23 protein-coding genes and 1 riboswitch are annotated in these 23,542 nt (G+C 70.3%); of the genes, 9 read left to right on the top strand and 14 right to left on the bottom strand.

Features of this window, described 5'->3' with window-relative positions:
• Window positions 1-3: 3 nt before the first annotated feature.
• Window positions 4-1,068, bottom strand: a complete 1,065-nt coding sequence (locus IEY86_RS09930; protein ID WP_189131196.1) for a ribonucleotide-diphosphate reductase subunit beta — start codon at window positions 1,066-1,068, stop codon at window positions 4-6.
• Window positions 1,068-3,467, bottom strand: coding sequence for a ribonucleoside-diphosphate reductase subunit alpha (locus IEY86_RS09925; RefSeq protein ID WP_189131195.1), 2,400 nt, complete (start codon window positions 3,465-3,467; stop codon window positions 1,068-1,070). The genes IEY86_RS09930 and IEY86_RS09925 overlap by 1 nt, the downstream gene beginning before the upstream one ends.
• 142 nt (window positions 3,468-3,609) lie before the next feature.
• Window positions 3,610-3,726, bottom strand: a riboswitch (cobalamin riboswitch).
• Between the two features lie 67 nt (window positions 3,727-3,793).
• Between IEY86_RS09925 and IEY86_RS09920 the strand changes: the two genes are divergently transcribed.
• A complete protein-coding gene (locus IEY86_RS09920; RefSeq protein WP_189131194.1) occupies window positions 3,794-4,174 on the top strand; it encodes a thioesterase family protein in 381 nt (126 codons plus the stop codon).
• Window positions 4,175-4,203: 29 nt separating this feature from the next.
• Here IEY86_RS09920 and IEY86_RS09915 read toward each other — a convergent pair whose 3' ends face one another.
• Genes IEY86_RS09915 through IEY86_RS09905 form a run of 3 tightly spaced genes read right to left on the bottom strand, consistent with a single transcriptional unit; the run spans window position 4,204 to window position 5,490 of the window.
• A complete protein-coding gene (locus IEY86_RS09915) occupies window positions 4,204-4,806 on the bottom strand; it encodes a GNAT family N-acetyltransferase (protein ID WP_189131193.1) in 603 nt (200 codons plus the stop codon).
• Window positions 4,803-5,318, bottom strand: coding sequence for a GNAT family N-acetyltransferase (locus IEY86_RS09910; RefSeq protein ID WP_189131192.1), 516 nt, complete (start codon window positions 5,316-5,318; stop codon window positions 4,803-4,805). The genes IEY86_RS09915 and IEY86_RS09910 overlap by 4 nt, the downstream gene beginning before the upstream one ends.
• A complete protein-coding gene (locus tag IEY86_RS09905; RefSeq protein ID WP_189131191.1) occupies window positions 5,287-5,490 on the bottom strand; it encodes a hypothetical protein in 204 nt (67 codons plus the stop codon). Before IEY86_RS09905 ends, IEY86_RS09910 begins: the two co-directional genes overlap by 32 nt.
• Window positions 5,491-5,571: 81 nt before the next feature.
• On the opposite strand from IEY86_RS09905, the gene IEY86_RS09900 reads away from it, so the two are divergent.
• On the top strand, window positions 5,572-6,543 hold the full coding sequence (locus IEY86_RS09900; RefSeq protein ID WP_189131190.1) for a helix-turn-helix domain-containing protein: 972 nt from the start codon (window positions 5,572-5,574) through the stop codon (window positions 6,541-6,543).
• Between the two features lie 191 nt (window positions 6,544-6,734).
• On the opposite strand, the gene IEY86_RS09895 is transcribed toward IEY86_RS09900, so the two are convergent.
• From IEY86_RS09895 to IEY86_RS09885, 3 genes are all read right to left on the bottom strand, one after another.
• Window positions 6,735-6,938, bottom strand: a complete 204-nt coding sequence (locus IEY86_RS09895) for a CstA-like transporter-associated (seleno)protein (protein WP_189131189.1) — start codon at window positions 6,936-6,938, stop codon at window positions 6,735-6,737.
• A complete protein-coding gene (locus tag IEY86_RS09890; protein ID WP_189131188.1) occupies window positions 6,935-9,133 on the bottom strand; it encodes a carbon starvation CstA family protein in 2,199 nt (732 codons plus the stop codon). The genes IEY86_RS09895 and IEY86_RS09890 overlap by 4 nt, the downstream gene beginning before the upstream one ends.
• Window positions 9,134-9,344: 211 nt before the next feature.
• The gene (locus IEY86_RS09885; protein ID WP_189131187.1) at window positions 9,345-10,112 is read right to left on the bottom strand and encodes a GntR family transcriptional regulator; all 768 of its coding nucleotides are present in this window, start codon (window positions 10,110-10,112) and stop codon (window positions 9,345-9,347) included.
• A gap of 312 nt (window positions 10,113-10,424) precedes the next feature.
• Here IEY86_RS09885 and IEY86_RS09880 point away from each other — a divergent pair, with 312 nt between their 5' ends.
• The 6 genes from IEY86_RS09880 (at window position 10,425) to IEY86_RS09855 (ending at window position 18,306) form a co-directional block, all read left to right on the top strand.
• Complete coding sequence (locus IEY86_RS09880; protein WP_189131186.1) at window positions 10,425-11,714, top strand: extracellular solute-binding protein; 1,290 nt, start codon at window positions 10,425-10,427, stop codon at window positions 11,712-11,714.
• A 101-nt stretch (window positions 11,715-11,815) separates the two neighbouring features.
• Window positions 11,816-12,841 carry a carbohydrate ABC transporter permease gene (locus tag IEY86_RS09875; protein WP_189131185.1) on the top strand — a complete coding sequence of 342 codons (1,026 nt, stop codon included), beginning with the start codon at window positions 11,816-11,818 and terminating at the stop codon, window positions 12,839-12,841.
• Complete coding sequence (locus IEY86_RS09870; protein WP_189131184.1) at window positions 12,838-13,668, top strand: carbohydrate ABC transporter permease; 831 nt, start codon at window positions 12,838-12,840, stop codon at window positions 13,666-13,668. Before IEY86_RS09875 ends, IEY86_RS09870 begins: the two co-directional genes overlap by 4 nt.
• 6 nt (window positions 13,669-13,674) lie before the next feature.
• On the top strand, window positions 13,675-15,267 hold the full coding sequence (locus IEY86_RS09865) for a glycoside hydrolase family 3 protein (protein WP_189131183.1): 1,593 nt from the start codon (window positions 13,675-13,677) through the stop codon (window positions 15,265-15,267).
• Window positions 15,268-15,333: 66 nt separating this feature from the next.
• The gene (locus IEY86_RS09860; RefSeq protein WP_189131182.1) at window positions 15,334-16,404 is read left to right on the top strand and encodes an SIS domain-containing protein; all 1,071 of its coding nucleotides are present in this window, start codon (window positions 15,334-15,336) and stop codon (window positions 16,402-16,404) included.
• 420 nt (window positions 16,405-16,824) lie between these two features.
• Window positions 16,825-18,306, top strand: a complete 1,482-nt coding sequence (locus tag IEY86_RS09855; RefSeq protein WP_189131181.1) for a PAS domain-containing sensor histidine kinase — start codon at window positions 16,825-16,827, stop codon at window positions 18,304-18,306.
• Window positions 18,307-18,584: 278 nt separating this feature from the next.
• Here IEY86_RS09855 and IEY86_RS09850 read toward each other — a convergent pair whose 3' ends face one another.
• Together IEY86_RS09850 and IEY86_RS09845 are read right to left on the bottom strand one after the other, a co-directional pair.
• Window positions 18,585-18,842 (bottom strand): WhiB family transcriptional regulator, encoded by a 258-nt coding sequence (locus tag IEY86_RS09850; RefSeq protein WP_189131180.1) that lies wholly within the window; start codon window positions 18,840-18,842, stop codon window positions 18,585-18,587.
• A 329-nt stretch (window positions 18,843-19,171) separates the two neighbouring features.
• Window positions 19,172-20,134: a diacylglycerol/lipid kinase family protein gene (locus IEY86_RS09845; protein WP_189131179.1), complete on the bottom strand. Its 963-nt coding sequence runs from the start codon at window positions 20,132-20,134 to the stop codon at window positions 19,172-19,174.
• A 62-nt stretch (window positions 20,135-20,196) separates the two neighbouring features.
• Here IEY86_RS09845 and IEY86_RS09840 point away from each other — a divergent pair, with 62 nt between their 5' ends.
• Window positions 20,197-20,634, top strand: coding sequence for a hypothetical protein (locus IEY86_RS09840; protein ID WP_189131178.1), 438 nt, complete (start codon window positions 20,197-20,199; stop codon window positions 20,632-20,634).
• Window positions 20,635-20,658: 24 nt separating this feature from the next.
• Here the strand turns inward: IEY86_RS09840 and IEY86_RS09835 are convergent, their stop codons facing one another.
• From IEY86_RS09835 to IEY86_RS09820, 4 genes are all read right to left on the bottom strand, one after another.
• A complete protein-coding gene (locus tag IEY86_RS09835) occupies window positions 20,659-21,759 on the bottom strand; it encodes an RNA polymerase sigma factor SigF (RefSeq protein WP_229698289.1) in 1,101 nt (366 codons plus the stop codon).
• Window positions 21,760-21,949: 190 nt separating this feature from the next.
• A complete protein-coding gene (locus IEY86_RS09830; protein WP_189131177.1) occupies window positions 21,950-22,363 on the bottom strand; it encodes an ATP-binding protein in 414 nt (137 codons plus the stop codon).
• Between the two features lie 231 nt (window positions 22,364-22,594).
• A complete protein-coding gene (locus IEY86_RS09825; protein ID WP_189131176.1) occupies window positions 22,595-23,080 on the bottom strand; it encodes a GNAT family N-acetyltransferase in 486 nt (161 codons plus the stop codon).
• A 187-nt stretch (window positions 23,081-23,267) separates the two neighbouring features.
• Window positions 23,268-23,528: a UBP-type zinc finger domain-containing protein gene (locus IEY86_RS09820; protein ID WP_189131175.1), complete on the bottom strand. Its 261-nt coding sequence runs from the start codon at window positions 23,526-23,528 to the stop codon at window positions 23,268-23,270.
• Between the last annotated feature and the right edge of the window lie 14 nt (window positions 23,529-23,542).

Here is a 23,542-nt window from a genome sequence, read left to right as displayed (position 1 = left end):
CCGCTAGAAGTCGTCGTCGAATGCCACCGTGCCCTCGACGGCGACCTGGTACGCCGACACCCGGCGCTCGAAGAAGTTCGTGAGCTCCTGGACGTTCTGGAGCTCCATGAACGAGAACGGGTTGGCCGATCCGTACCGCACCGGCAGCCCCAGCCGGGCCAGCCGCTGATCGGCGACGGCCCGCAGGTACTCGCGCATCGACTCGGTGTTCATACCCGGCAGGCCCTCGCCGCACAGGTCGCGCGCGAACTGCAGCTCCGCCTCCACGGCCTCCTCCAGCATGGCCGTCACCTGCCGGCCCATCTCCTCGTCGAACAGGTCCGGCTCCTCCTGCCGGACGGTGTCCACGACGGAGAACGCGAATTCCATGTGCATCGACTCGTCGCGGAACACCCAGTTGGTGCCGGTGGCCAGCCCGTGCAGGAGCCCACGCGAGCGGAACCAGTAGACGTAGGCGAACGCCCCGTAGAAGAACAGCCCCTCGATGCACGCGGCGAAGCAGATGAGGTTCAGCAGGAAGCGGCGCCGGTCGGCCCTGCTCTCCAGCCGGTCGATCCGTTCCACCCCCTCCTCCCCTTCGAGGACGGCCATCCAGCGGAAGCAGAACCGCGCCTTCTCCCTGATCGACGGGATGCTCTCCACCGCGTCGAACGCCGCCGCCCGCTCGTCCGGGTCGGGCAGATAGGTGTCGAGCAGCGTCAGATAGAACTGGACGTGCACGGCCTCCTCGAAGAGCTGGCGGGACAGGTACAGCCGCGCCTCGGGGGAGTTGATGTGCTTGTAGAGCGTGAGCACGAGGTTGTTGGCGACGATGGAGTCACCGGTCGCGAAGAAGGCGACCAGCCGCCCGATCATGTGCTGCTCGCCCGGGGAGAGCTTGGCGAGGTCGGCGACGTCGGAGTGCAGGTCCACCTCCTCCACGGTCCAGGTGTTCTTGATCGCGTCCCGGTAGCGCTCGTAGAAGTCCGGGTAGCGCATGGGGCGCAGGGTGAGCTCGAAGCCCGGGTCGAGCAGGTTCTTCGTCGCGTCGCGGTCGTCGTCGCCGCGGGTCTCGGTCGTGGCGGTCATTACTGGCAGGCCTCGCAGGACTCGGGGTTTTCCAGGGAGCAGGCGACGGCTTCCTCGGTCGCGGAGGCCGCCCGGGCGGGGACGGGGACGGTGGCGGCGCGGGCGGCGGTGCCGGCACCCGCGGACCGGGCGATCCGGGTCGCGGGCCGCGAGCGCAGGTAGTAGGTGGTCTTCAGGCCCCTGCGCCACGCGTAGGCGTACATCGAACTGAGCTTGCCGATGGTGGGGGTGGACATGAAGAGGTTGAGGGACTGGCTCTGGTCGAGGAACGGGGTGCGGGCGGCGGCCATGTCGATGAGCGCGCGCTGCGGAAGCTCCCACGCGGTGCGGTACAGCGCCCGCACCTGCTCGGGGATCCAGCGCAGTTCCTGGACCGAGCCATTGGACTCGCGCAGCGCCTCCCGGGTCGTCGCGTCCCACACGCCCAGCGCCTTGAGCTCCTGGACCAGGTAGGAGTTGACCTGGAGGAACTCACCTGAGAGCGTCTCGCGCTTGAACAGATTGGACACCTGCGGCTCGATGCACTCGTAGACGCCCGCGATGGAGGCGATGGTGGCCGTGGGCGCTATGGCGAGCAGGAGCGAGTTGCGCAGGCCGGTTGCGGCGACGCGGGCGCGCAGCGCCGTCCACCGCTCGGTCCATGTGGTCCGCACGCCGTAGTGGTCGGGGTGGAGCACTCCGCGGAAGGCGCGCGTCTGCTCCCAGGCCGGGTGCGCGCCGTGGTGCTCGGCGAGGTCGCAGGAGGCGTCGTAGGCGGCGAGCATGATCCGCTCGGCGATGCGGGTGGACAGCGCCGTCGCCTCCGGGGAGTCGAACGGCAGGCGCAGCCGGAAGAAGACGTCCTGAAGGCCCATCACACCCAGACCGACCGGGCGCCAGCGCCGGTTGGACGCGGCAGCCTGCGGGGTCGGGTAGAAGTTGATGTCGACGACGCGGTCGAGGAAGGTCACGGCGGTGCGGACGGTGGCGTCGAGGCGGTCCCAGTCCATCACCTCCCCGCCGTCGGCCGCGTCCGCCGTCAGGTGCGCCGCCAGGTTCACCGAGCCCAGGTTGCACACGGCCGTCTCACCGTCGTCGGTGACCTCGAGGATCTCGGTGCACAGGTTGGAGGAGTGCACGACACTGCCGGGCAGCGCGGTCTGGTTGGCGGTGCGGTTGGCGGCGTCCTTGAAGGTCATCCAGCCGTTGCCGGTCTGGGCCAGGGTGCGCATCATCCGGGCGTAGAGCCCTCGCGCCGGGATCCGCTTGAGCGCGCGGCCCTCGGCCTCGGCCGTGCGGTAGGCGCTGTCGAACTCCTCGCCCCACAGGTCGACGAGTTCGGGGACGTCGGCGGGGGAGAACAGCGACCACTGGCCGTCGTTCTCGACCCGGCGCATGAACTCGTCGGGGACCCAGTGCGCGAGGTTGAGGTTGTGGGTGCGCCTGGCCTCCTCGCCGGTGCTGTCGCGCAGTTCGAGGAACTCCTCGATGTCGGCGTGCCAGGTCTCCAGGTAGACGCAGGCCGCTCCCTTGCGCCGGCCGCCCTGGTTGACGGCGGCGACCGACGCGTCGAGGGTGCGCAGGAACGGCACGATGCCGTTGGAGTGGCCATTGGTGCCGCGGATGAGCGAACCGCGGGAGCGGATCCGGCTGTAGGGCAGGCCGATGCCGCCCGCGTGCTTGGACAGCCGGGCGACCTGGGCGTAGCGCTCGTAGATGGAGTCGAGCTCGTCCAGTGGGGAGTCCAGCAGGTAGCAGGAGGACATCTGCGGGTGCCGGGTGCCGGAGTTGAACAGCGTGGGGGAGCTGGGCAGGTAGGACAGCTCGCTCATCAGCCGGTACAGCTCGGCGACCTGGGCGACGGCCTCCTCGGAGCGGTCCTTGGCCAGCCCGCACGCCACCCGCAGGAGGAAGTGCTGCTGGGTCTCGATGACCCGGCGGGTGGTGGGGTGGCGCAGCAGGTACCGGTCCTGGACGGTCCGCAGCCCGAAGTAGCCGAACCGGTCGTCGGCGCCCTCGGCCACCGCGCGGTCGACCAGGGCGTCGAGGCCGGCGGCGTGCTCGCGTACCAACTCGGCGGTGGTGTCGGCGATCAGCCCGGCGCGGTGCCCGGCCGCGACGGAGCCGGAGAAGCTGGTCGCGCCCTCGGTTGCGGCCTCCTCCGCGATGGCCTCGGACAGCAGCCGGGCGGCCAGTGCGGAGTACTGCGGGTCCTCGGAGATCAGTCCGGCGGCGGCCTCGATGGCCAGGGCCCGCAGGTCGGACGCGGTCGCACCCCCGTGGCGACCGCGCAGCGCGGCGGCGGCGACCCGGCCGGGGTCGGTGTCCGGCAGGTCGGCGGCGGACACGGTCAGCGTACGCAGCAGCGCGGCTCCCAGCGTCTCGCCTTCGGCGACCGGGGCAGGTGGCGCGGTGGTCACGGCTCTCTCCTCGCGAGCGGGGGGCCGCACGGGGGAGTTGAGGGCACGTCAGCGCGGCGCACCGCGTCGCGGCACCCGTGCTGGAGTCCCCCGGCCCACCCGCGAGGCCCGGACGAATCGACGCCCCGTTCCCTGGGGAACACGCCGGGGCGTACTGCCGGCAGGTGCTCGGACTCGGGGCGCGAAGGCGCCTCTCACCGTTGCGGGGCAGTTCCGGACTCGCACCGGATTCCCCTGCGGCGACAGCTCGATGAGCATACATGTTGTGCCGGGGTCGAGTAGTACCCCCACATCTTGTGTCGGATGGTTCTCGCTACCCTGATCGCATGAGCGTGCGCACCGGCCTGAGGGCGACCGTGGACATCACCGTCACCGAGGACGACACGGCGGTGGCCCTGGGCAGTGGTGATGTCGCGGTGCTCGCGACTCCGCGCCTGCTCGCCGTGATGGAGGCCGCCACGGTGGAGGCGGTCAGGGGCGCGCTGGACGCCTCACGGACCACGGTCGGCACCCGCGTCCAGGTCGAGCACCTTCAGGCGACCGCGGTCGGGCGTACGGTGGCCGTGACGGCCGAACTGACCTCCGTGGACGGTCGTCTGATGCGTTTCGCGGTGGTGGCGCAGGACCACGAGACGCGCCGCCTCGTGGCCACGGGGGAGATCACCCGCGTCGCCGTGGACCGGCGGCGCTTCCTCGCGCGGCTGTGAATCCGCGCCTCGCCCCTGTGTGTTGAGCGTCAGGGGTTGAGGGTGCGTCCGAAGTAGAAGCCGTCCGCGTGCTCGTGGAGCTCCTTGAAGCCGACGTGGGCGTAGAAGGCGCGCGCCCGTGTGTTGCTGCGGCGCACACCCAGATGGACTCCCTCGCAGCCGCGCTCGCGCAGCGCCTCGCACTGGGTTTCGATCAGCGCCCTGCCCCCGCCCCGGCCCTGCGCCCGGGGCAGCAGATTGATGTGCAGATGGGCGGGATAGCCGTCGAAGAACACCCGGAAGACCTCCTCGGGGTGGTGCAGCGCTCGGAGCAGTTCCTCGTCCCGGTTCGCGGGCGGGCCGCTCGGCGCCGGGTGGGAGCCGGCCAGGCGCGGGAGCCAGTCGCGGTGGAACGCGCTGATGAACTCCTCGGTGTCGGCGGCGCCGACGCAGTACCCGGCCACGCCCTCGTCGTCCTCCAGGACGAACGCGAGATCCGGGTACAGCTCCGGATAGGGGCCCGCCCAGATGTGGCCCAGCAGCTCGGGGTCCCTGACGAGCCCGGTGGCGTCGCCTCCCGCGTCCCCGGTGCGCAGGCAGATGTCGTACAGCGCGTCGCGGTCGCCCGGGCGGGCGGGTCGGATGACGCTCATGCGCCCGTCCTCGGCGAGCGCAGCGTGTGGATGTAGCCCATGAGGTTGACTCCCGGCAGGGGGCACCAGTCGCGATCGGGCGACCGGACGAAGTCCAGGCGCTCGTAGAGGCGGTGCGCGGCGTGCATGTGCTCGCTCGAGCAGATGACCACCCGTTCCGCCCCCAGGGCGCGGGCCCGCTCCAGGCAGGCCAGCACCAGGGCCTCGCCCACGCCCCGGCCCCGGGCCTGGGCGGCCACGGCGAGCATCCGGAACTCCGCCTCCCCCTCGCGGGCCAGCTCCGCGTAGGCGGTCCCGGCCCGCACGAACGCCACCGTGCCCAGGACCTCGCTGTCGGCCCCGTCGGTGGCGACCAGCAGCTCGGTGTGCTCGGCGCGGTGGCGCGCGGCGCGCAGGTTTTCCTGGTAGTCGGACCCCGGTGGCACGAGGCCGTCGGCGAGGTAGGCCTGGGCGGTCAGCTCGCTGACGGCGTCCAGCTCGTCAGCACGCGCGAGGCGAACGGTTATATCCATGTGGGACAGTCTCGCGCACGTGTACGACAGGCGAGGTGTCCGAGGGGTCGGGCAGACGGCTCCTGGCGATCTCGTGGTCGATCCGGCGGTCGTGCGCGTACCAAAGCCAGGCGACTGCGCTGAGCAGGGCGAACACGGCGATCACGGCGATGAGTCCGATGAATGTCTCCATGGCTCAACGGTGCTCTCCCGGCCGAAAAAAGAGCAGTGGCAGGACTGTCGTACAACCACGAATTACTGCCACACTGGGACCATGCTGGAGAACGTGGCCGTGGCTCTCGTGGACGGCGTGCACACCTTCGAGCTCGGCGTCCTGTGCGAGGTGTTCGGCGTCGACCGCAGTGACCAGGGGCTGCCCGTCTACGACTTCGCGGTCTGCGCCGCCGAGCCGTCGCCGCTGCGCGGGCAGGGCGGGATGGCCATGACGACCCGGCACGGACTGGAGCGTCTGGCGGAGGCCGACCTGATCGCCGTTCCGGCGGGCCAGGTGTACGAGCGTCGGGAGTTTCCCGCCGCGCTCCTGGACGAGCTCTGCCGCGCCGTCGACCGCGGCGCCCGGGTGCTCAGCGTCTGCTCGGGCTCGTTCGTCCTCGGCGCGGCGGGGCTGCTGGACGGGCGGCGCTGCACCACCCACTGGCGGCACAGCGACGAGCTCGCCCGCCGCTTCCCGCAGGCCTGGGTGCAGCCGGACGTGCTCTACGTCGACGAGGACCCGGTGATCACCTCGGCGGGGACGGCCGCCGGGATCGACGCGTGCCTGCACCTCGTGCGCAAGGAGCAGGGCTCGGAGGTCGCCAACGCGATCGCCCGCCGCATGGTGGTCCCCCCGCACCGCGACGGAGGGCAGGCGCAGTACATCGACCGGCCGCTGCCGCACGGCCCGTGCGACACCGTCGGCTCGGTGCTGGAGTGGATGGAGCGCCACCTCGACGAGGAGATCACCGTCGAGGACCTGGCCGCCCGCGCGCTGATGTCCCCGCGGACCTTCGCCCGCCGCTTCCTCCAGGAGACCGGCACCACCCCGTACCGCTGGCTGCTGGGGCAGCGGGTGCTGCTCGCCCAGCGCCTGCTGGAGGGCACCGACGAGACGGTGGACGCCGTCGCGGCCGAGGTGGGTTTCGGCAACGCGGCCGCGCTGCGCCACCACTTCCTGCGCTCGCTGGGCACGACGCCCAACGCGTACCGCAGGACATTCCGCGGTCCGGGCCGCGAGCGCATCGCGTAGCGGCCGCCCGGCCACCACCGCGGGCTTCCGAGGCAAGGGCCCCGCGGGCCGCGGAGGCGAAGGGCCGCCGCCCCCCGGTGCCGGACCGGACCGGTCCCGGGGAGCGGCGGTGCTCGCACCGCCCTTTCGGGTGTCGCCACCTCAGCGGCCACGCGTCGGCGGCGGTTCTCGCGTCGGCGGCGGTTCTCGCGTCAGCAGCAGCGGAAGCCCTCGCGCGGGTCCGCCTCGCGCTCGTCGGTGCGCCGGCGTTCGAACTCGCGCCGGGTCAGGACCTTCGCCCGGGGATCGTGGGAGCGGGCATGGGCGAGGTAGCGCTCGTACGCAGACTCACCCGACAGCTCCCGCCAGAACCACCGGAAGCGGCGGGCCGCCCGGACCAGCGCGGCGGCCGTCATACGGAGCCGCCCGCGGACGCGCCGGTGGGTTCGGCCTCAGGGCCTTCCGCGCGGCTGCCTCCCTCGCCGCCGACGCCTGCCGCCACGAGTTCGGCCTTCTCCTCCTTGGTGGCTATCAGCCCGGCCGGCGCCACCAGCCGCGACTCCACGAACGCGGTCTCCCGCAGCGGCGTCGTCGCCGGGTGGCGGACCGCCTTCAGGCAGACCCGCCCGGCGTCCAGGATCACCACGATGATCAGGAGCGCGAACAGCGCGCAGAGCAACCCGTCCACCGTGGAGTTGGTGACCACCGTGTGCATGTCGTCGATGTTCTTCGCCGGAGGCAGCACCTTGCCCGAGTCGAGGGCCTTGGAGTAGACGTCCCGCTGGGAGAAGAAGCCCACACGGGGGTCGTCGGAGAAGACCTTCTGCCAGCTCGCGGTGAGCGTGACGGTCGCGTCCCAGGCCAGCGGAACGGCGGTGATCCAGGCCCACTTCAGCCGCCCCGACTTGATCAGCAGCGTGGTGCAGACGGCCAGGGCCACAGCCGCGAGCAGCTGGTTGGCGATGCCGAACAGCGGGAAGAGCTGGTTGATGCCGCCCAGCGGGTCGTGCACACCGGCCCACAGGAAGTAGCCCCAGGCGCCCACCACGACGGCGCTGGCGAACCACAGGCCGGGCTTCCAGCTGACGTTGCGGAACGGCTTGCAGACGTTGCCCAGCATGTCCTGGAGCATGAACCGGCCGACCCGGGTGCCCGCGTCCACCGTCGTCAGGATGAACAGCGCCTCGAACATGATCGCGAAGTGGTACCAGAACGCCTTGAGGCTCTTGCCGCCGATGACCTGCGAGAAGATGTCCGACATCCCCACCGCGAACGTCGGGGCGCCACCGGTCCTGGACAGGATCGACTGCTCCTCCACGGCCTTGGCCGCCGCCTGCAACTGCTCCGGGGTGATCGAGTAGCCGAAGCCCGTCACCGCGTGCGAGGCGGACTCGACGGTGGTGCCGATGAACCCGGCGGGGGCGTTCATCGCGAAGTACAGACCGGGGTCGATGACGGTCGCGCAGATCAGCGCCATGATCGCGACGAACGACTCCATCAGCATCGAGCCGTAGCCGATGACCCGGATCTGGGTCTCCTTCTGGATCATCTTCGGCGTGGTGCCCGAGGAGACGAGCGAGTGGAATCCGGACAGGGCGCCGCACGCGATCGTGATGAACACGAACGGGAACAGGGACCCGGCGAAGACCGGTCCGTCGCCGCGCGAGGCGAAGTCCGTGACCGCGTCGGCCTTCAGGTCCGGCAGGGCGATCAGCACACCGAGCGCGAGCAGGGTGATCGTGCCGATCTTCATGAACGTCGAAAGGTAGTCACGCGGGGCCAGCAGCATCCACACCGGCAGCACGGAGGCGACGAAGCCGTAGACGATCAGCCAGATGACCAGCGTCGACGGCGCCAGGGTGAAGGCGTCCGCCCAGGAGGAGTCCGCGACCCACTTGCCGGCCACGATCGCGAGCAGCAGGAGCGCCACTCCGACGAGCGAGACCTCGGTGACCCGCCCCGGGCGCATCACCCGCAGGTAGAAGCCCATGAGGAGGGCGATCGGGATCGTCATCGCGATGGAGAACGTGCCCCACGGGGATCCGGCGAGAGCGTTGACCACGACCAGTGCCAGCACCGCCAGCAGTATGATCATGATGGCGAACACGGCGATCAGGGCCGCCGCACCGCCGACCACGCCGATCTCGTCCCTGGCCATCTGGCCCAGCGACTTGCCGTCACGGCGCAGGGAGAAGAACAGCGTCACCATGTCCTGCACGGCCCCGGCGAAGATGACGCCGACGATGATCCATATGGTGCCGGGCAGATAGCCCATCTGCGCGGCGAGCACCGGCCCCACCAGCGGACCCGCGCCCGCGATGGCCGCGAAGTGGTGCCCGACGAGCACCCGCCGGTCCGTCGGGTGGTAGTCGACACCGTTGTCGAGGCGCTCGGCGGGCGTGGCCCGGTTCTTGTCGACCTTCAGGACCTTGTTGGCGATGAACCTGGCGTAGAAGCGGTACGCGATCGCGTACGAGCCGAGGGCGGCCGCGACCATCCAGGCCGCGGAGACCTCCTCGCCCCGGGAGACCGCCAGAACGGTCCACCCCGCAGCCCCTACGAGTGCGACCAGCGTCCATACGGCGATGGTTGTTGGCTTGGCTCTGCGCACCGGGCCGTCCTCCCGTTTGACCTACCGACTGGCTCCATGGCAGGACGGAATCTAGAGCAGACGAGTGACGCGCGTCACCACCCGATCGCATAACGATCGGGTGGTCAACACCCAGGTCGCGGGCGCCGAACCGACTCGAAAGAGGTAATGGGAGCCCCGCTCGAACCGGCCTCCAGCGGTGCCCGCGGACCCGGTGGTGAACCCCTGGAGCTCAGGTCGTCGGCCGCTGGAGGCGCGCCACGAACTTGTAGCGGTCGCCGCGGTAGACCGAGCGCACCCACTCCACCGGCTCCCCGGTGGTGTCGAGGGAGTGCCGGGAGAGCAGGAGCATCGGCAGGCCGACGTCGGTGCCCAGCAGCCCCGCCTCGCGCGGAGTGGCCAGCGAGGTCTCGATGGTCTCCTCGGCCTCGGCGAGATGGACGTCGTAGACCTCGGCCAGCGCGGTGTACAGCGAGGTGTACTTGACCAGGTTGCGGCGCAGCGCCGGGAAGCGCTTGGCCGACAGGTGCGTGGTCTCGATGGCCATGGGCTCGGAGTTCGCCAGGCGCAGCCGCTCGATGCGCAGCACCCGGCCGCCGGTCCTGATGTCGAGCAGCTCGGCGAGCCGGTCGTCGGCGGTGACGTACCCGATGTCCAGCAGCTGCGAGGTGGGCTCCAGCCCCTGGGCGCGCATGTCCTCGGTGTAGGAGGTCAGCTGCAGGGCCTGGGCGACCTTGGGCTTGGCGACGAACGTGCCCTTGCCCTGGATGCGCTCCAGACGCCCCTCGACCACGAGCTCCTGCAGCGCCTGGCGGACGGTGGTGCGGGAGGTGTCGAACTCGGAGGCGAGGGTCCGTTCGGGGGGCACCGGCGTGCCGGGTGGCAGGGTCTGCGTCATCTCCAGGAGATGCCGCTTGAGCCGGTAGTACTTCGGTACCCGGGTGGTGCGCCCGTTGGTGCCGTTCCCGGACGTCTCCGTGCTGCCTCCGTCGCTCTCCATCGCTCCTGCTCCTGCTCCCGCTCTTTGTGCTGCCGTCACCGGCGTCCTCCGATCGTGCGCGTCACATCGTGGCACGGCCCGTCCCAGCCGGGGTGAGGCAGGCCAGGTGTCGGTCCGGTAACGGACGTGATGGGCGTCCTTACTACCTCTTGACACCCCTATTGGTCTAGGCCAAGCTGCGGGCACTGGTCTAAACCATTAAAGACCAAAACCCAGGCCCACAGGCAGTACGCGCCCGCATCGTCCCGATTGCGAGATACGCGAACCAACCGGGCGGTGGGGGGAGTCTCTGGCAACCCTGAGGAGGGTGGCGTGCAGCGCAAGCGGAATGCAGCGTTCACTGTCATTGCGGCCGCGAGCATGGTGTTCGGCCTCGCGGCCTGCGGTTCCGACGGCGGTGACGGCGACGGCAAGAAGGCCGACGCCGGCAACAGCAAGGGCAAGACGCTGACCGTCTGGTTCATGAGCGGGTCCAACCCCAAGCAGTGGACCGCCGACATCAAGGCGGCCTTCGAGAAGCAGACCGGCGCCAAACTGGACGTCAAGGTCCAGCAGTGGAACGGCATCCAGCAGAAGCTGACGACGGCTCTGTCGGAGTCCAGCCCGCCGGACGTCTTCGAGATCGGCAACACCCAGACCCCGGCCTATGCCGCGACCGGCGGGCTCGCCGACCTCGCGGACGTCAAGGGCGATCTCGGCGCCGACCAGTGGACCAAGTCGCTGAACCAGTCCGCCGTGGTCGACGGCAAGCAGTACGCGGCCCCGTGGTACTTCGCCAACCGCGTGGTCGTCTACAACAAGGAGATCTGGAAGAAGGCCGGGATCAAGGCCACGCCCAAGTCCCGATCCGAGTTCCTCGCGGACCTGCAGAAGATCAAGAAGACCGGCAACGAGCCGATCTACCTGCCGGGCCAGAACTGGTACGTCCTCGACGGCCTGCTGATCGAGAACGGCGCCGACCTCGTCAAGAAGGACGGCGACAAGTACGTCAGCAACCTGTCCGACCCCAAGGTCGGCAAAGCGATGGAGGAGTACAAGAAGCTCCAGGCCTACAGCAACGCCCCCAAGGACAAGGACGAGGCCACCCCGCAGCAGGCCGAGGTCTTCGCCAAGGGCAAGACCGGCACGATGATCGCCATGGGCTGGGAAGCCGCGACCGCCATCGCCGCGAACAAGAGCATCGAGTCCAAGATCGGGTACTTCACGGTCCCCGGTGCCACGTCCGCCAAGCCCGGCGGTGTCTTCCTCGGCGGCTCCAACCTCGCCGTGTCGCAGAACAGCAAGAACCCGGCGCTGGCCCGTGAGTTCCTCAAGCTCGCGATGTCGGACAAGTTCGAGGGGGCGCTGGCCAAGGAGGCCGGAGTCATCCCGAACAAGGAGAGCCTCAACAGCAACCTCGACGGCAACGCCGTGGCCCAGGCCGCGACGCCGTCCGTGCCCTTCGGCGGCACCACGCCCCTGATCCCCGAATGGGCCGCGGTGGAGAACCCGCCGAACCCCATCAAGTCCTACATGACCGCCTACCTCAGTGGTAAGTCCCACGAGGCGGCCGCCAAGTCCGTCGAGGCCGAGATCAACAAGCGCCTCAGCCAGAAGCAGTGAACCGCGCGGGCGCCGCCCGCCGCCCCTGAGCAGCACGGGCGGCGGGCGGCGCCGGCGCACGCCCGACGACGGTGGCCCGTGTGGCGAGGGAAGTGAAGAAGATGGCTGTGCAGTCCGACGGGGTGGTGGTGCGCCCCGACGCCGACAGCGGGAAGACCGGCTCCCCGCCGCCGAGCCCGCCCGGGACCGGCGGCAGGCCGACGCCCGTCCCTGCCCGCAGACCCGGGGCGGCGGGCGCTCTGCTGGCCGGGAGCGCCCCCTACCTGCTCCTGCTGCCCGCCGTGGTCGCCACGGTCGCCCTGCTGGGCTGGCCGCTGGTCAAGAACGGGCTTCTGTCGTTCCAGAACCTCAACCCCCGCCAGCTGATCCAGCACATCACCGAGTGGAACGGCGTCGACAACTACCAGGCCGTGCTCAAGAGCTCGGAGTTCTGGAAGGTCACCGGCCGCTCGGTGGTGTTCACCGCCGCCAACGTCGCCCTGATCATGGTCTGCGGGGCCCTGGTCGGCCTTCTGCTGAATCGCCTCGGCAAGAAGATGAGGCTGACGCTCTCCCTCGGCCTGGTCCTGGCCTGGGCGATGCCGGTGGTCGCCGCCACCACCGTCTACCAGTGGCTGTTCGACAGCCGCTTCGGCGTCGTCAACTGGATGCTGGACGCCCTCGGCTGGCACTCCATGAAGGACTTCAACTGGGTCGGCGGGCAGCTCTCCACCTTCTTCGTCATCACCCTGCTGATCGTCTGGCAGTCCATACCGTTCGTCGCGTTCAACCTCTACGCGGCGCTCACCACGATCCCCAACGAGCTGTACGAGGCCGCGCGCATGGACGGGGCCGGCGCCTGGAGGATCTTCGGCTCCGTCACCTTCCCGGTCCTGCGGCCGTTCTTCCTCGCCACGACCTTCCTCGAGGTCATCTGGGTCTTCAAGGCGTTCACGCAGGTCTTCGCGATCAACCAGGGCGGCCCCGAGCGGCTCACCGAGACCCTGCCCGTCTACGCCTTCGTCGAGGGAGTGGGCAACCAGCACTTCGGCATGGGCGCGGCCATCTCCGTGCTCACGATCGTCTTCCTGCTGGTGCTGATGTCCTACTACTTCCGCGTCATCCTGAAGCAGGAGGAGGAGCTGTGAGGCGATCCCTTCTCGGCCGCACCTGGCCCAATGTGGTCGCCGCCGGGCTCTTCGTGTTCTTCGCGTTCCCCGTGTACTGGATGTTCTCCACGGCGTTCAAGCCGAACAAGGACGTCATCAGCGAGACCCCGGTCTTCGTGCCGTTCGACGCCACCTTGAAGCACTTCGGCACGGCGGTGGACGCGGACAACTTCTGGACCCTGGTGGGCAACTCCTTCACCGTCACCGTCTGCGCGGTGCTGCTGTCGCTGCTGATCGCCCTGCTCGCGTCGTTCGCCATCGCGCGGATGCGGTTCAAGGGGCGCAAGAGCTTCGTGCTGGCCGTGATGATGGCGCAGATGGCGCCGTGGGAAGTCATGACCATCGCCATCTACATGATCGTGCGCGACAAGGACATGCTCAACAGCCTGGTCCCGCTCACCCTCTTCTACATGATCATGGTGCTGCCCTTCACCATCTGGACGCTGCGCGGCTTCATCGCCGCCGTGCCGAAGGAGTTGGAGGAGTCGGCCATGGTGGACGGGTGCACCAGGACCCAGGCCTTCGTCAAGGTCATCTTCCCGCTGCTCGCGCCGGGGCTGATGTCCACCTCCCTGTTCGGCTTCATCACGGCGTGGAACGAGTTTCCGCTGGTCCTGATCCTGAACAAGGACCCCGAGGCGCAGACCCTGCCTCTGTGGCTCACGCAGTTCCAGACCGCCTTCGGCGACGACTGGGGTGCCACCATGGCGGCATCGTCCATGTTCACCGTCCCCGTCCTCGTCGTCTTCCTGTTCCTCCAGCGCAAGGCCGTCGGTGGAATGACCGCCGGCGCAGTGAAGGGCTGATCGCCTATGAACGCCGGCTCCCTGGGCAGCCCCACCTCCTCCGTGGAGAGCGGGCCCGAGGCAACGACCGACCTCAACGCCAACGCTCTGGCCGTGCTGCAGCCGGGCTTCATCGGCACCTGCCCGCCCGACTGGCTGCTGCGCAGGCTCGGCGAGGGCCTGGGCTCGGTGGCGCTGTTCGCCCGCAATGTCGAGGATCCCGAGCAGCTGGCCGCGCTGACCGAGGCGCTGCGCAAGGAGCGGCCCGAGGTCCTGGTCGCGATCGACGAGGAGGGCGGTGACGTCACCCGCCTGGAAGCCAGGAAGGGCTCGTCCTTCCCCGGCAACCTCGCGCTCGGCGCCGTCGACGACCCCCGGCTGACCCGCTCCGTCGCGCGGGCGCTCGGCCAGGCGCTGGCCGCCTGCGGGGTCAACCTCAACTGGGCGCCCTCCGCGGACGTCAACTCCGACCCCCGCAACCCCGTCATCGGGGTCCGCTCCTTCGGTGCCGAACCCCAGCTCGTCGCCCGCCACACCGCCGCCTACGTCGAGGGCCTCCAGGACGTAGGCGTCGCCGCCTGCACCAAGCACTTCCCCGGCCACGGCGACACCTCGGTCGACTCCCACCACGCGCTGCCGACCATCCACGCCGACGCCGAGCTGCTCGCCGCCCGTGAGCTGCTGCCCTTCCGCGCGGCACTGGCGGCGGGCAGCAAGGCGGTGATGAGCGCCCACATCCTCGTACCCGCCCTGGACTCCTCGCTCCCGGCGACCCTCAGCGGCGCGGTGCTCACCGGACTGCTGCGCGCGCCCGAGTCCCAGGGGGGCCTCGGCTACGAGGGGCTGATCGTCACCGACGGCATCGAGATGAACGCCATCGCCGCCACCTACGGCATCGAGCGCGGCACCGTGCTCGCCATCGCCGCGGGCGCCGACGCCATCTGCGTCGGCGGGGGCCTGGCCGATGAGGAAACGGTGCTGCGCCTGCGTGACGCCCTCGTCCGGGCGGTCCGGGCGGGCGAGCTGCCCGAGGAGCGCCTCGCCGACGCTGCCGCGCGGGTGCGCTCACTGGCGCGGTGGGCCCGCTCCCGGGCGCTCGAAGCCGCGAACGAGGGACCGGGGCCCGTGCCCGCCGACCTCACCGTGGGCCTGTCCGCCGCCCGCCGCGCGCTGCGGGTCACACCGGGAAGGCCGGAGTTCGACCCCGTGACCGCGCCTCCCTACGTCGCGGCGCTGACCCCCGTCGCCAATATCGCCGTGGGCGAGGAAACCCCCTGGGGCCTGGCCGCCGAACTCGACCAGCTGCTGCCCGGCACCGCCGTCGGCACCTTCCGGGCACCGGAGGCGACGGGGGAGCGGCTTCCCGAGGTGGTGGCGGAAGTGCTCAGCCGCGCGCGGGACCGTAGGATCGTCGTTGCAGTGCGCGATGTGCACCGGCACCCCTGGATGGCCGCCGCGCTGGCCGACCTCGTGGCCGCCCGTCCCGACGCGATCGTCGTGGAGATGGGGGTCCCGCAGGCCGAGCCGGTCGGCGCCCTGCACATCGCCACTCACGGCGCCGCCCGCGTATGCGGACGAGCGGCCGCGGAGGTCATCGTCGGCAATGGGGCCGAAGGCTGACGGACGCGGTTGATACCGGCGGCTTCGGCAGCTGTTGTCAATGAACGACCTATGGAGGCCCCACGCATGACCGCCGACAATCCGACCCCGCACGAGCCGAGCCGGCCGGGCCGGATCATGTCCGGGGAGATGGCCGAGCAGCCCGACGTGCTCCGCCGCATCCTCGACGAGGGCGCGCCCAGGATCCGGGAGATCGCGGGCGCGATAGCCGAGCGCAACCCCCGCTTCGTCCTGCTCACCGCCCGCGGCACGTCCGACAACGCCGCGCTGTACGCCAAGTACCTGATCGAGGTTCTGCTGGGCAAGCCCGCCGGCCTGACCTCCATGTCCACCACGACCGCGTACGGCGCCGAGCCCGACCTGACCGACTGCCTGGTCGTCACCGTCAGCCAGTCCGGCGGCTCGCCCGATCTGGTGGCCTCCGCCAAGGCCGCCCGCCGGGCCGGGGCGATCACCCTCGCGGTGACCAACAACGCCGACTCCCCGCTCGCCGAGGTCTCCGAATACCACATCGACGTGCTGGCCGGTCCCGAGAAGGCCCTGCCCGCCACGAAGACGTACACGGCGGAGCTGCTGTCGCTCTACCTGTTCGTCGAGGGACTGCGCGGCGGTGACGGTGCGGCGGCCAAGGGCCTGCCGGACCTGGCCAGGGCGATCCTGGAGCGCAAGGACGAGGTCAAGGAGCTCGCCCAGCGCTACCGCTTCGCGCAGCGGCTGGTCATCACCTCGCGCGGCTACGGCTACCCGACCGCCCGGGAGGCGGCGCTGAAGCTGATGGAGACCACCTACATCCCCGCCGGCCCGTTCTCGGGCGCGGACCTGCTCCATGGGCCGCTGGCGATGGTCGACAACGTCTCGCCGGTGATCGCGATCGTGCCGGACGGCAAGGGCGGCGAGGCGCTGCAGCCCGTTCTGGACCGTCTGCGCGGCCGGGGCGCCGACCTCGTCGTCATCGGGCAGCGCGACCAGGTGGAGGCGGCCAGCGCCGGCTTCGTCCTGCCGTCGGGTGTGCCCGAGGAGGTGCAGCCGATCCTGGAGATCCTGCCCCTCCAGCAGCTCGCCTACGAGGTCACCGTGGCACGCGGCCAGGACCCGGACGCCCCGCGTGCCCTGGCCAAGGTCACCGAGACGCACTGAACCACGGCACGGCGCGCGGCAGGCCCCGGCTCCCTGTGGGAGTCGGGGCCTGCCGTCCGGGCCTGGGGACGTCCGGGCCTGGGGACGTCCGGGGACGGGGGCCGGGGGACGGACGGGGACGGGAGAAGTCCCCGGACAGCACTTCGGGCCGCGGCACCGGGACAGGACCCTCAACCTGTCCGGTACCGCAGCCCGGAGCTGACGTCGGCCGCGGGCACCACGGGTGTGCGGACCACGTGGAGCACGGTCGACCGACCGGGAGGCGGCTGCGCAGTCAGGGCAGAGAACGCCGTCGCCTCCGACCACCCGCCTGTGCGGTGCGGGTGGAGCTAAATGCTATTCCCTATTGTGGACTAGACCAATTGCGGATGTCCACACTTTCGTCTTTCCGGATCCGGGTACTCTCCAGGAGTGCCGTCCATGAACGATCTCGTCCGCCAGCACACCGCTCTCGGCGACTCCGACCTCGAGTGGCTCCACCTGCTGGTTTCGGAGTGGCAACTGCTCTCCGACCTCTCCTTCGCCGACCTGGTGCTGTGGGTGCCCACCCGCGACGGGACCCGGTACGTCTCGGTGGCCCAGATGCGCCCCAACACCGGCCCCACCTCCTACCAGGACGACATGGTCGGCCATCTCGTTCCCCGAGGCCGTCGCCCTCTTCTGGACGCCGCACTGGACGAAGGTCGCATCGTACGCGAGGGCGACCCCGAGTGGCGCGAGGAGGTGCCGGTCCGGGTCGAGTCCATTCCCGTCCGCCGCGAGGGCAGGGTGCTCGGTGTGATCGCCCGCAACACCAACCTCCTGACCGTGCGCACCCCCAGCCGCCTGGAGCTCACCTATCTCCAGAGCGCTTCCGACCTGGCCCAGATGATCGCCGCAGGATCGTTTCCCTTCCCCGGCGAGCAGGTCGACATGGATGCCTCGCCCCGCGCCGGCGACGGCCTGATCCGCCTCGACTCCGACGGCATCGTCCAGTACGCCAGCCCCAACGCGCTGTCCGCCTACCACCGCCTGGGCCTGGCCGCCGACCTGGTCGGGCACCACCTCGGCGAGGTCACCGCCGACCTCGCGCCCTCGCGCGGCGCGGTCGACGAGGCCCTGGTCAAGATCGCCAGCGGCTGGGCGCCGCGCGAGACCGAGGTGGAGGGCGAGGAGTGCGCGATCCAGCTTCGGGCCATCCCGCTCAAGCCCAAGGGCCGGCGCATCGGGTCCCTCGTGCTGTGCCGGGACGTCACCGAGCTTCGCCGCCGCGAGCGTGAGCTGATCACCAAGGACGCCACCATCCGGGAGATCCACCACCGGGTGAAGAACAACCTCCAGACCGTCGCCGCCCTGCTGCGCCTCCAGGCCCGCCGCATGGACTCCGCCCCGGCCAGGTCGGCACTGGAGGAGGCGGTGCGGCGGGTGGGCTCGATCGCGATCGTGCACGAGACGCTGTCGCAGACGCTGGACGAGCGGGTGGAGTTCGACTCGATCGCCGACCGGGTGCTGGCGATGGTCTCCGAGCTGTCCCCGGGGCGGGTCGCCGGACGCCGCGTGGGCAGGTTCGGGATACTCGCCGCCGAGGTGGCCACACCGCTGTCGATGGTCCTCACCGAACTCCTGCAGAACGCGCTGGAGCACGGCTTCGGGCCGGGTGACCAGGGCGAGGTGGAGGTCGGGGCGGTGCGCACCCGCGCCCTGGACGGCAATGGCTCACGTGCTCAGGAGCGCCTTCTGATCACCGTCTCGGACAACGGGCGCGGTATGCCGGACGGGTTCGACCCGCAGAACTCGGGCAACCTCGGCCTGCAGATCGTCCGCACCCTCGTGGTCGGCGAACTGGGGGGAAGCTTCGACATGCTGCCCGCGCCCGGCGGTGGCACCCGGGTCCTGCTCGACCTGCGCATCGACGCGGACTAGACCATGGTCTGGACCACTGGCGCCGCACCGCCGTTCCCGCGGCGTACGTCGAGGGATGGCCGGAAACAGCCGCCGAAGCCGCACCGGAGAACTCTCCGGAGACGGACGGCCGACAGGGACGCCGGACCGGCGCACCGGAAAGACAACCGACCCCGACCGGTTCAGCCGGTCGGGGCCAGGTACTGCGGTGCTGCGGTCGTACTGCGCGCTGCGTCTCGGGGGTGGGCCGGATGTGCGATCCGGCCCGGGGCAAGCGCTGTGGGTCTGGCGGGTCTTTGTCAGGCGCTGTTGCTGCGCGCCCGGTTCCGGGCGGCGCGGCGCTTCATCGCGCGGCGCTCGTCCTCGCTGAGGCCACCCCACACACCGGCGTCCTGGCCGGACTCAAGGGCCCACTGCAGGCACTGCTCCATGACGGGGCAACGCCGGCAGACAGCCTTGGCTTCCTCGATCTGCAGCAGCGCAGGACCAGTGTTGCCGATGGGGAAGAAAAGCTCGGGGTCTTCCTCGCGGCACACAGCGCGGTGGCGCCAGTCCATAGCTGCTCCATCTCCTCCTGTCGGCGGGGGGTTACCCGCAGACACGCTTGTGAATGTGAACGCTTTCACGAATCCCCTCACAAGAGAAGGGCCAGCAAGCGGGATCTCCCGCTGTGGTCCTGCAAGGGTGAGGTTGGTTTCGGGCTTCGGGGCCCTCGTTGAGGGGACGTCCCGACTGCCAAGAAAGAGACTCGCAAACCTCGGCCCCGGATACAACCCCTTCGGGGAAGGTTTTTTTGATTCCTTGGTGTCGCTTAGCTCACAGGCGTACTTCCATGGGGTGCAAACCAGCCTATGAGTTCGAGAAAAAGGCCAGAGGGCCCTTCTACTCACACAATCACACGCAGTGCTCGCCGTACGCCTGTGAACGTGGCGTTACTGCGGAGTCCCAAGTGGTCTCCGTCCACCTGAAAGGGCAGCGGCTCACGGCTGCGGAGGGTGAACTCCGGGGCGTCGTGGAGGGACACCACATGCTTGCCGCGCGGCCCCCGCCCGGAGGAGGAGAGCAGTTGCGAGGCATAGCGGGTGACCGACGACGGGGACAGCTTGGACAGCGCGAGCAGGTCCAGCGCCGTGTCGAAGGACGCCAGCGGGGAGGCGTACACCGGCCGGTTCCCCAGGTACGTCCACGGTGAGGTGTTCGACACTATGGCCACGACCAGTCCCCCGACGGCGTCCTTGCCCGGCCGCTCGAGCGTGATCGCGCCCCGCCTGCGGTGCGGATCGCCCAGGAATTGGCGCACGACCTGCCGCACATAAAGGGAATGGGTCGAGCGCTTTCCCTCCGCGCGGTGTCCCTCGACACGGCCGACCACTCCCGCGTCGAATCCGAGCCCCGCGCAGAAGGTGAACCAGCGGGCCGGCACCGCCTCGTCGGTCGTCCCCGGCGTTCCGCTCACGAGCCCGAGCCCGATACTGCGCTCACTTCCGGTGCGCAGCGCGTCCAGCACGGCGCCGGTGGCCTCCACCGCGTCATTGGGCAGCCCCAGCCCGCGGGCGAAGACATTGGTGCTGCCGCCGGGGACCACGGCGAGCTTCGGAAGGTCGTGGGAGGGGCCGTTGTGGAGCAGACCGTTGACGACCTCGTTGACCGTGCCGTCCCCGCCGAGCGCGACGACGAGTTCGATGTCGTCGGAGTCGGCCGCCCGGCGGCCGAGGTCGCGGGCGTGGCCCCGGTACTCCGTGGCCGCGACCTCGAGTTTGAGATCGCTGGCCAGGGCATGGATCAGCACATCACGGGTCCGCGCGCTCGTGGTGGTGGCTGCCGGATTGACCACGAGGAGTGCGCGCATGGAAGGAAGCGTAGCCACGGGTCGGTGCGGAGGACACTCCGCCTCCCTCTACCCTTCAAGGTGTGAGCGCGAAGACCCAGTCAACCCAGGACGACCCGACTCCCGCGGGCCCGGCCTCCCGGCCGCCGACCGTGACGGTGGCCGCGGCGGTGGCCGCCCTCGAAGGCGCGGTGCTCGCGGCCTGGGCCGTCTACATGATGGTCGAGGGTGTCGTCGGTGACCCGGACGACCCGATGCGGGCCGAGGTCGGAGGCGTCGCGGTGCTGTGCATCGCCCTGATGCCGCTGCTGGCCTCCCGCGGCCTGCTGAAGGTGCGCGGCTGGAGCCGGGGCCCGGTGCTGGTCCTTCAGCTGCTCGCCCTGCCGGTGGCCTGGACGATGGCGCAGAACGGCGGCGGGATGATCGCGGCGGGGGTGGGTCTGGGCGTCGTGGCGCTCGTCGGTGCCTTCACGCTGATCCACCCCGCGACGACCGAGGCGCTGTCCGGGCCGCGCGAGTAGCCCGGCACTCGCGCCGCCCCGGCGTCACTCCTCGACGAGCAGTCTCTCCCGCAGCTGCGCGAGCGTGCGGGCCAGCAGGCGGGAGACGTGCATCTGCGAGATGCCGACCTCCTGCGCGATCTGCGACTGGGTCATATTGCCGAAGAACCGCAGCAGCAGGATCTTCTTCTCCCGCGGCGGAAGCTGCTCCAGCAGCGGCTTGAGCGACTCCCGGTACTCCACGCCCTCCAGGGCGTCGTCCTCGGCGCCCAGGGTGTCCGCGACGGCCGGGGACTCGTCGTCCGTGTCCGGGACGTCGAGGGAGAGCGTGCTGTAGGCGTTCGCCGACTCCAGGCCCTCCAGGACCTCTTCCTCGGAGATGCCCAGGTGCTCCGCGAGCTCGTGCACGGTCGGCGCCCGGCCGTGCCGCTGGGAAAGCTCGCCCGTCGCCGACGTCAGCGACAGACGGAGCTCCTGAAGGCGCCGGGGGACGCGGACCGCCCAGCCCTTGTCCCGGAAGTGCCGCTTGATCTCGCCGACCACCGTGGGGGTGGCGTAGGTGGAGAACTCGACGCCCCGCTCGGGGTCGAACCGGTCCACGGACTTGATCAGCCCGATGGTGGCGACCTGGGTGAGGTCGTCCAGGGGCTCGCCGCGGTTGCGGAAGCGGCGGGCCAGGTGCTCCACCAGCGGCAGGTGCATCCGGACCAGCTGATTGCGCAGCTCGGCCCGCTCGGGTGATCCGTCCGGCAGTTTGGACAGTGCCACGAACAGCGCTTTCGCGCCTGTGCGGTCGTGCAGGTGGTGCTGTTCCATCGGTTCCGCCTGCTCCGCCATGTCTGGGTCTGTCGCCGCCTTTGACTCGAGGGAATGCGTTTCGGGGGAACCGTTCGGGTCGACCGGGTCCATCGGCCCCGCGAGGCCGGTCGGATCCGTGTCGGTGGTGTCCGTGGTGTCGGTGGTGTCGGTGGTGTCGGGCCTGCCCGGACGGGTCGGTTCGTCCGCCCCGACCCGGCCGTGCCCGGGCGCGGGTCCGCCGCGCGCCCGGGCGGAGTCGCCATGGCCGCCTGCCCCCGCCTGGGTGGGCAGCGCCCTGTCGTGCACGCCGGGTGCGACGCGCTCCGTGCTGCGTTCCGTCTCGCTCACGGCGATTCCCCGTTCCGCTTTGGACGCACCGGCGCCTGGTGGGAGTGCGCTGGGGTCGAACACGGTTGTACCGCCGGGAGCCGTCGGCCGGCCCGGGACGCGAGGGAGCCCCGGCACGCGGCACTGGGGAAGCCCGCGGTCGGCGTCGGGGCCGTCTCGGCGGTGAAGGCGGTGGTCATGGCGATGGTCCTCACGACAGCCCGGGGCCCGCACCGCGCTTCTTGTGCAGGCTGATGCTCACGGTACGGTCTTCGGCCACGCTCGAGTCGACCTCGCCCGCGAGTGCCGAAAGCACGGTCCAGGCGAAAGTGTCGCGCTCGGGAGCGCGTCCGTCTGTGGTGGGCGCCGATACGGTCACCCGCAGGGCGTCTCCCACAAGCCGGAAGACGCACGACAGGACACTGCCCGGCACCGCCTGCTGGAGCAGGATGGCGCAGGCCTCGTCGACGGCGATTCGCAGATCTTCGATCTCGTCGAGGGTGAAGTCCAAGCGGGCCGCGAGTCCGGCGGTCGCCGTCCGCAGTACCGACAGATAGGCCCCTGCCGCGGGTAGCCGGACCTCGACGAAGTCCTGCGTTCCGGGCTCGCCTTCGATCTGGGACACCCTCACCTCCAAGGTGACGCATGGTGGTTGCGCTGTTCTGCGACAGCCGCCCACCGCTGGTCGCGGTAACCGGTCGTCCTTCCCGGCCGCGCGGTCCGCCCTCTGCGCACCGCCCAGTGACGCTATCGCGATCTGTGCCGCGATGTCGCCCGGACGGAGCACGCCCCCGTACCTGCGTCCTGTCACTCATGGTAAGTCAATGAGTGCGTACAGTGACAGGGGTTGGACGACTTAATTCGAACGAGATGCTGCGAGCTCGCTCAGCGGGGCCCCGGAGAGCCGGAAGACGGTCCACTCGTTCATGGGTACGGCCCCCAGGGACTTGTAGAAGCCGATCGACGGCTCGTTCCAGTCCAGTACCGACCACTCCAGCCGTTCGTAGCCGCGCCGCTCGCAGATGTCCGCCAGCGCGGCGAGCAGGGCTTTGCCGTGGCCGCCGCCGCGGGCGTGCGGGCGGACGTAGAGGTCCTCCAGGTAGACGCCGTGCGTGCCCGTCCACGTCGAGAAATTGCGGAACCACAGGGCGTAACCCACGGCCTCGCCGCTCTCGTCGTCCTCCGCCATGAGCGCGAACGCCGCCGGGTGCTCATCGAACAGAGCCCCGCGCACCTGCTCCTCGGTGGCCTTCGCGTGCTCGATCGAGCGCTCGTAGTCGGCCAGTTCGCGGACCATGGCGAGAATCTCGGGGATGTCTTCAACGGCTGCCGATCGGATCATGCGGCCAGATTACCGACTGCCTCGGACAAGGCGGCGGTCCCGTTCACGCACCGGACGAACAGGGGACAACTCCTGTGACCCGAGGGACGGATGGAAGCCGATCGACGAGCGACCGGCAGCCGGATTCACCGGGTTGCGCGGCCGGGCTCACCGGGTTGCGCGGCCGGGCTCATCGGGCTCACCGGGCTCAGACGAGCGACTGGCAGCTGTAGCACCAGCGCCACGACTCTCCCGGCTGGAACGAGCGCATCACCTGGTGCCCCGTGTCCCCCGCGTGCTTGGTGGCATGTCGGCCGGCCGAGGAGTCGCAGCACCCGACATTCCCGCAGGACAGGCACAGCCGCAGCTGGACGGGGTGCTGCCCGCTCTCCAGGCAGTCCGGGCAGGTCTCCCATCGCGGCGAGGGCTCGGGCGTCGGCAGCTCGGCCGCATGCGGGCATCCGTTCATGGACCGTAGGGTAA

This window comes from Wenjunlia tyrosinilytica, assembly GCF_014646055.1.
GTDB lineage: Bacteria > Actinomycetota > Actinomycetes > Streptomycetales > Streptomycetaceae > Wenjunlia > Wenjunlia tyrosinilytica.
This window is presented reverse-complemented; position numbering and strand designations above follow the sequence as displayed.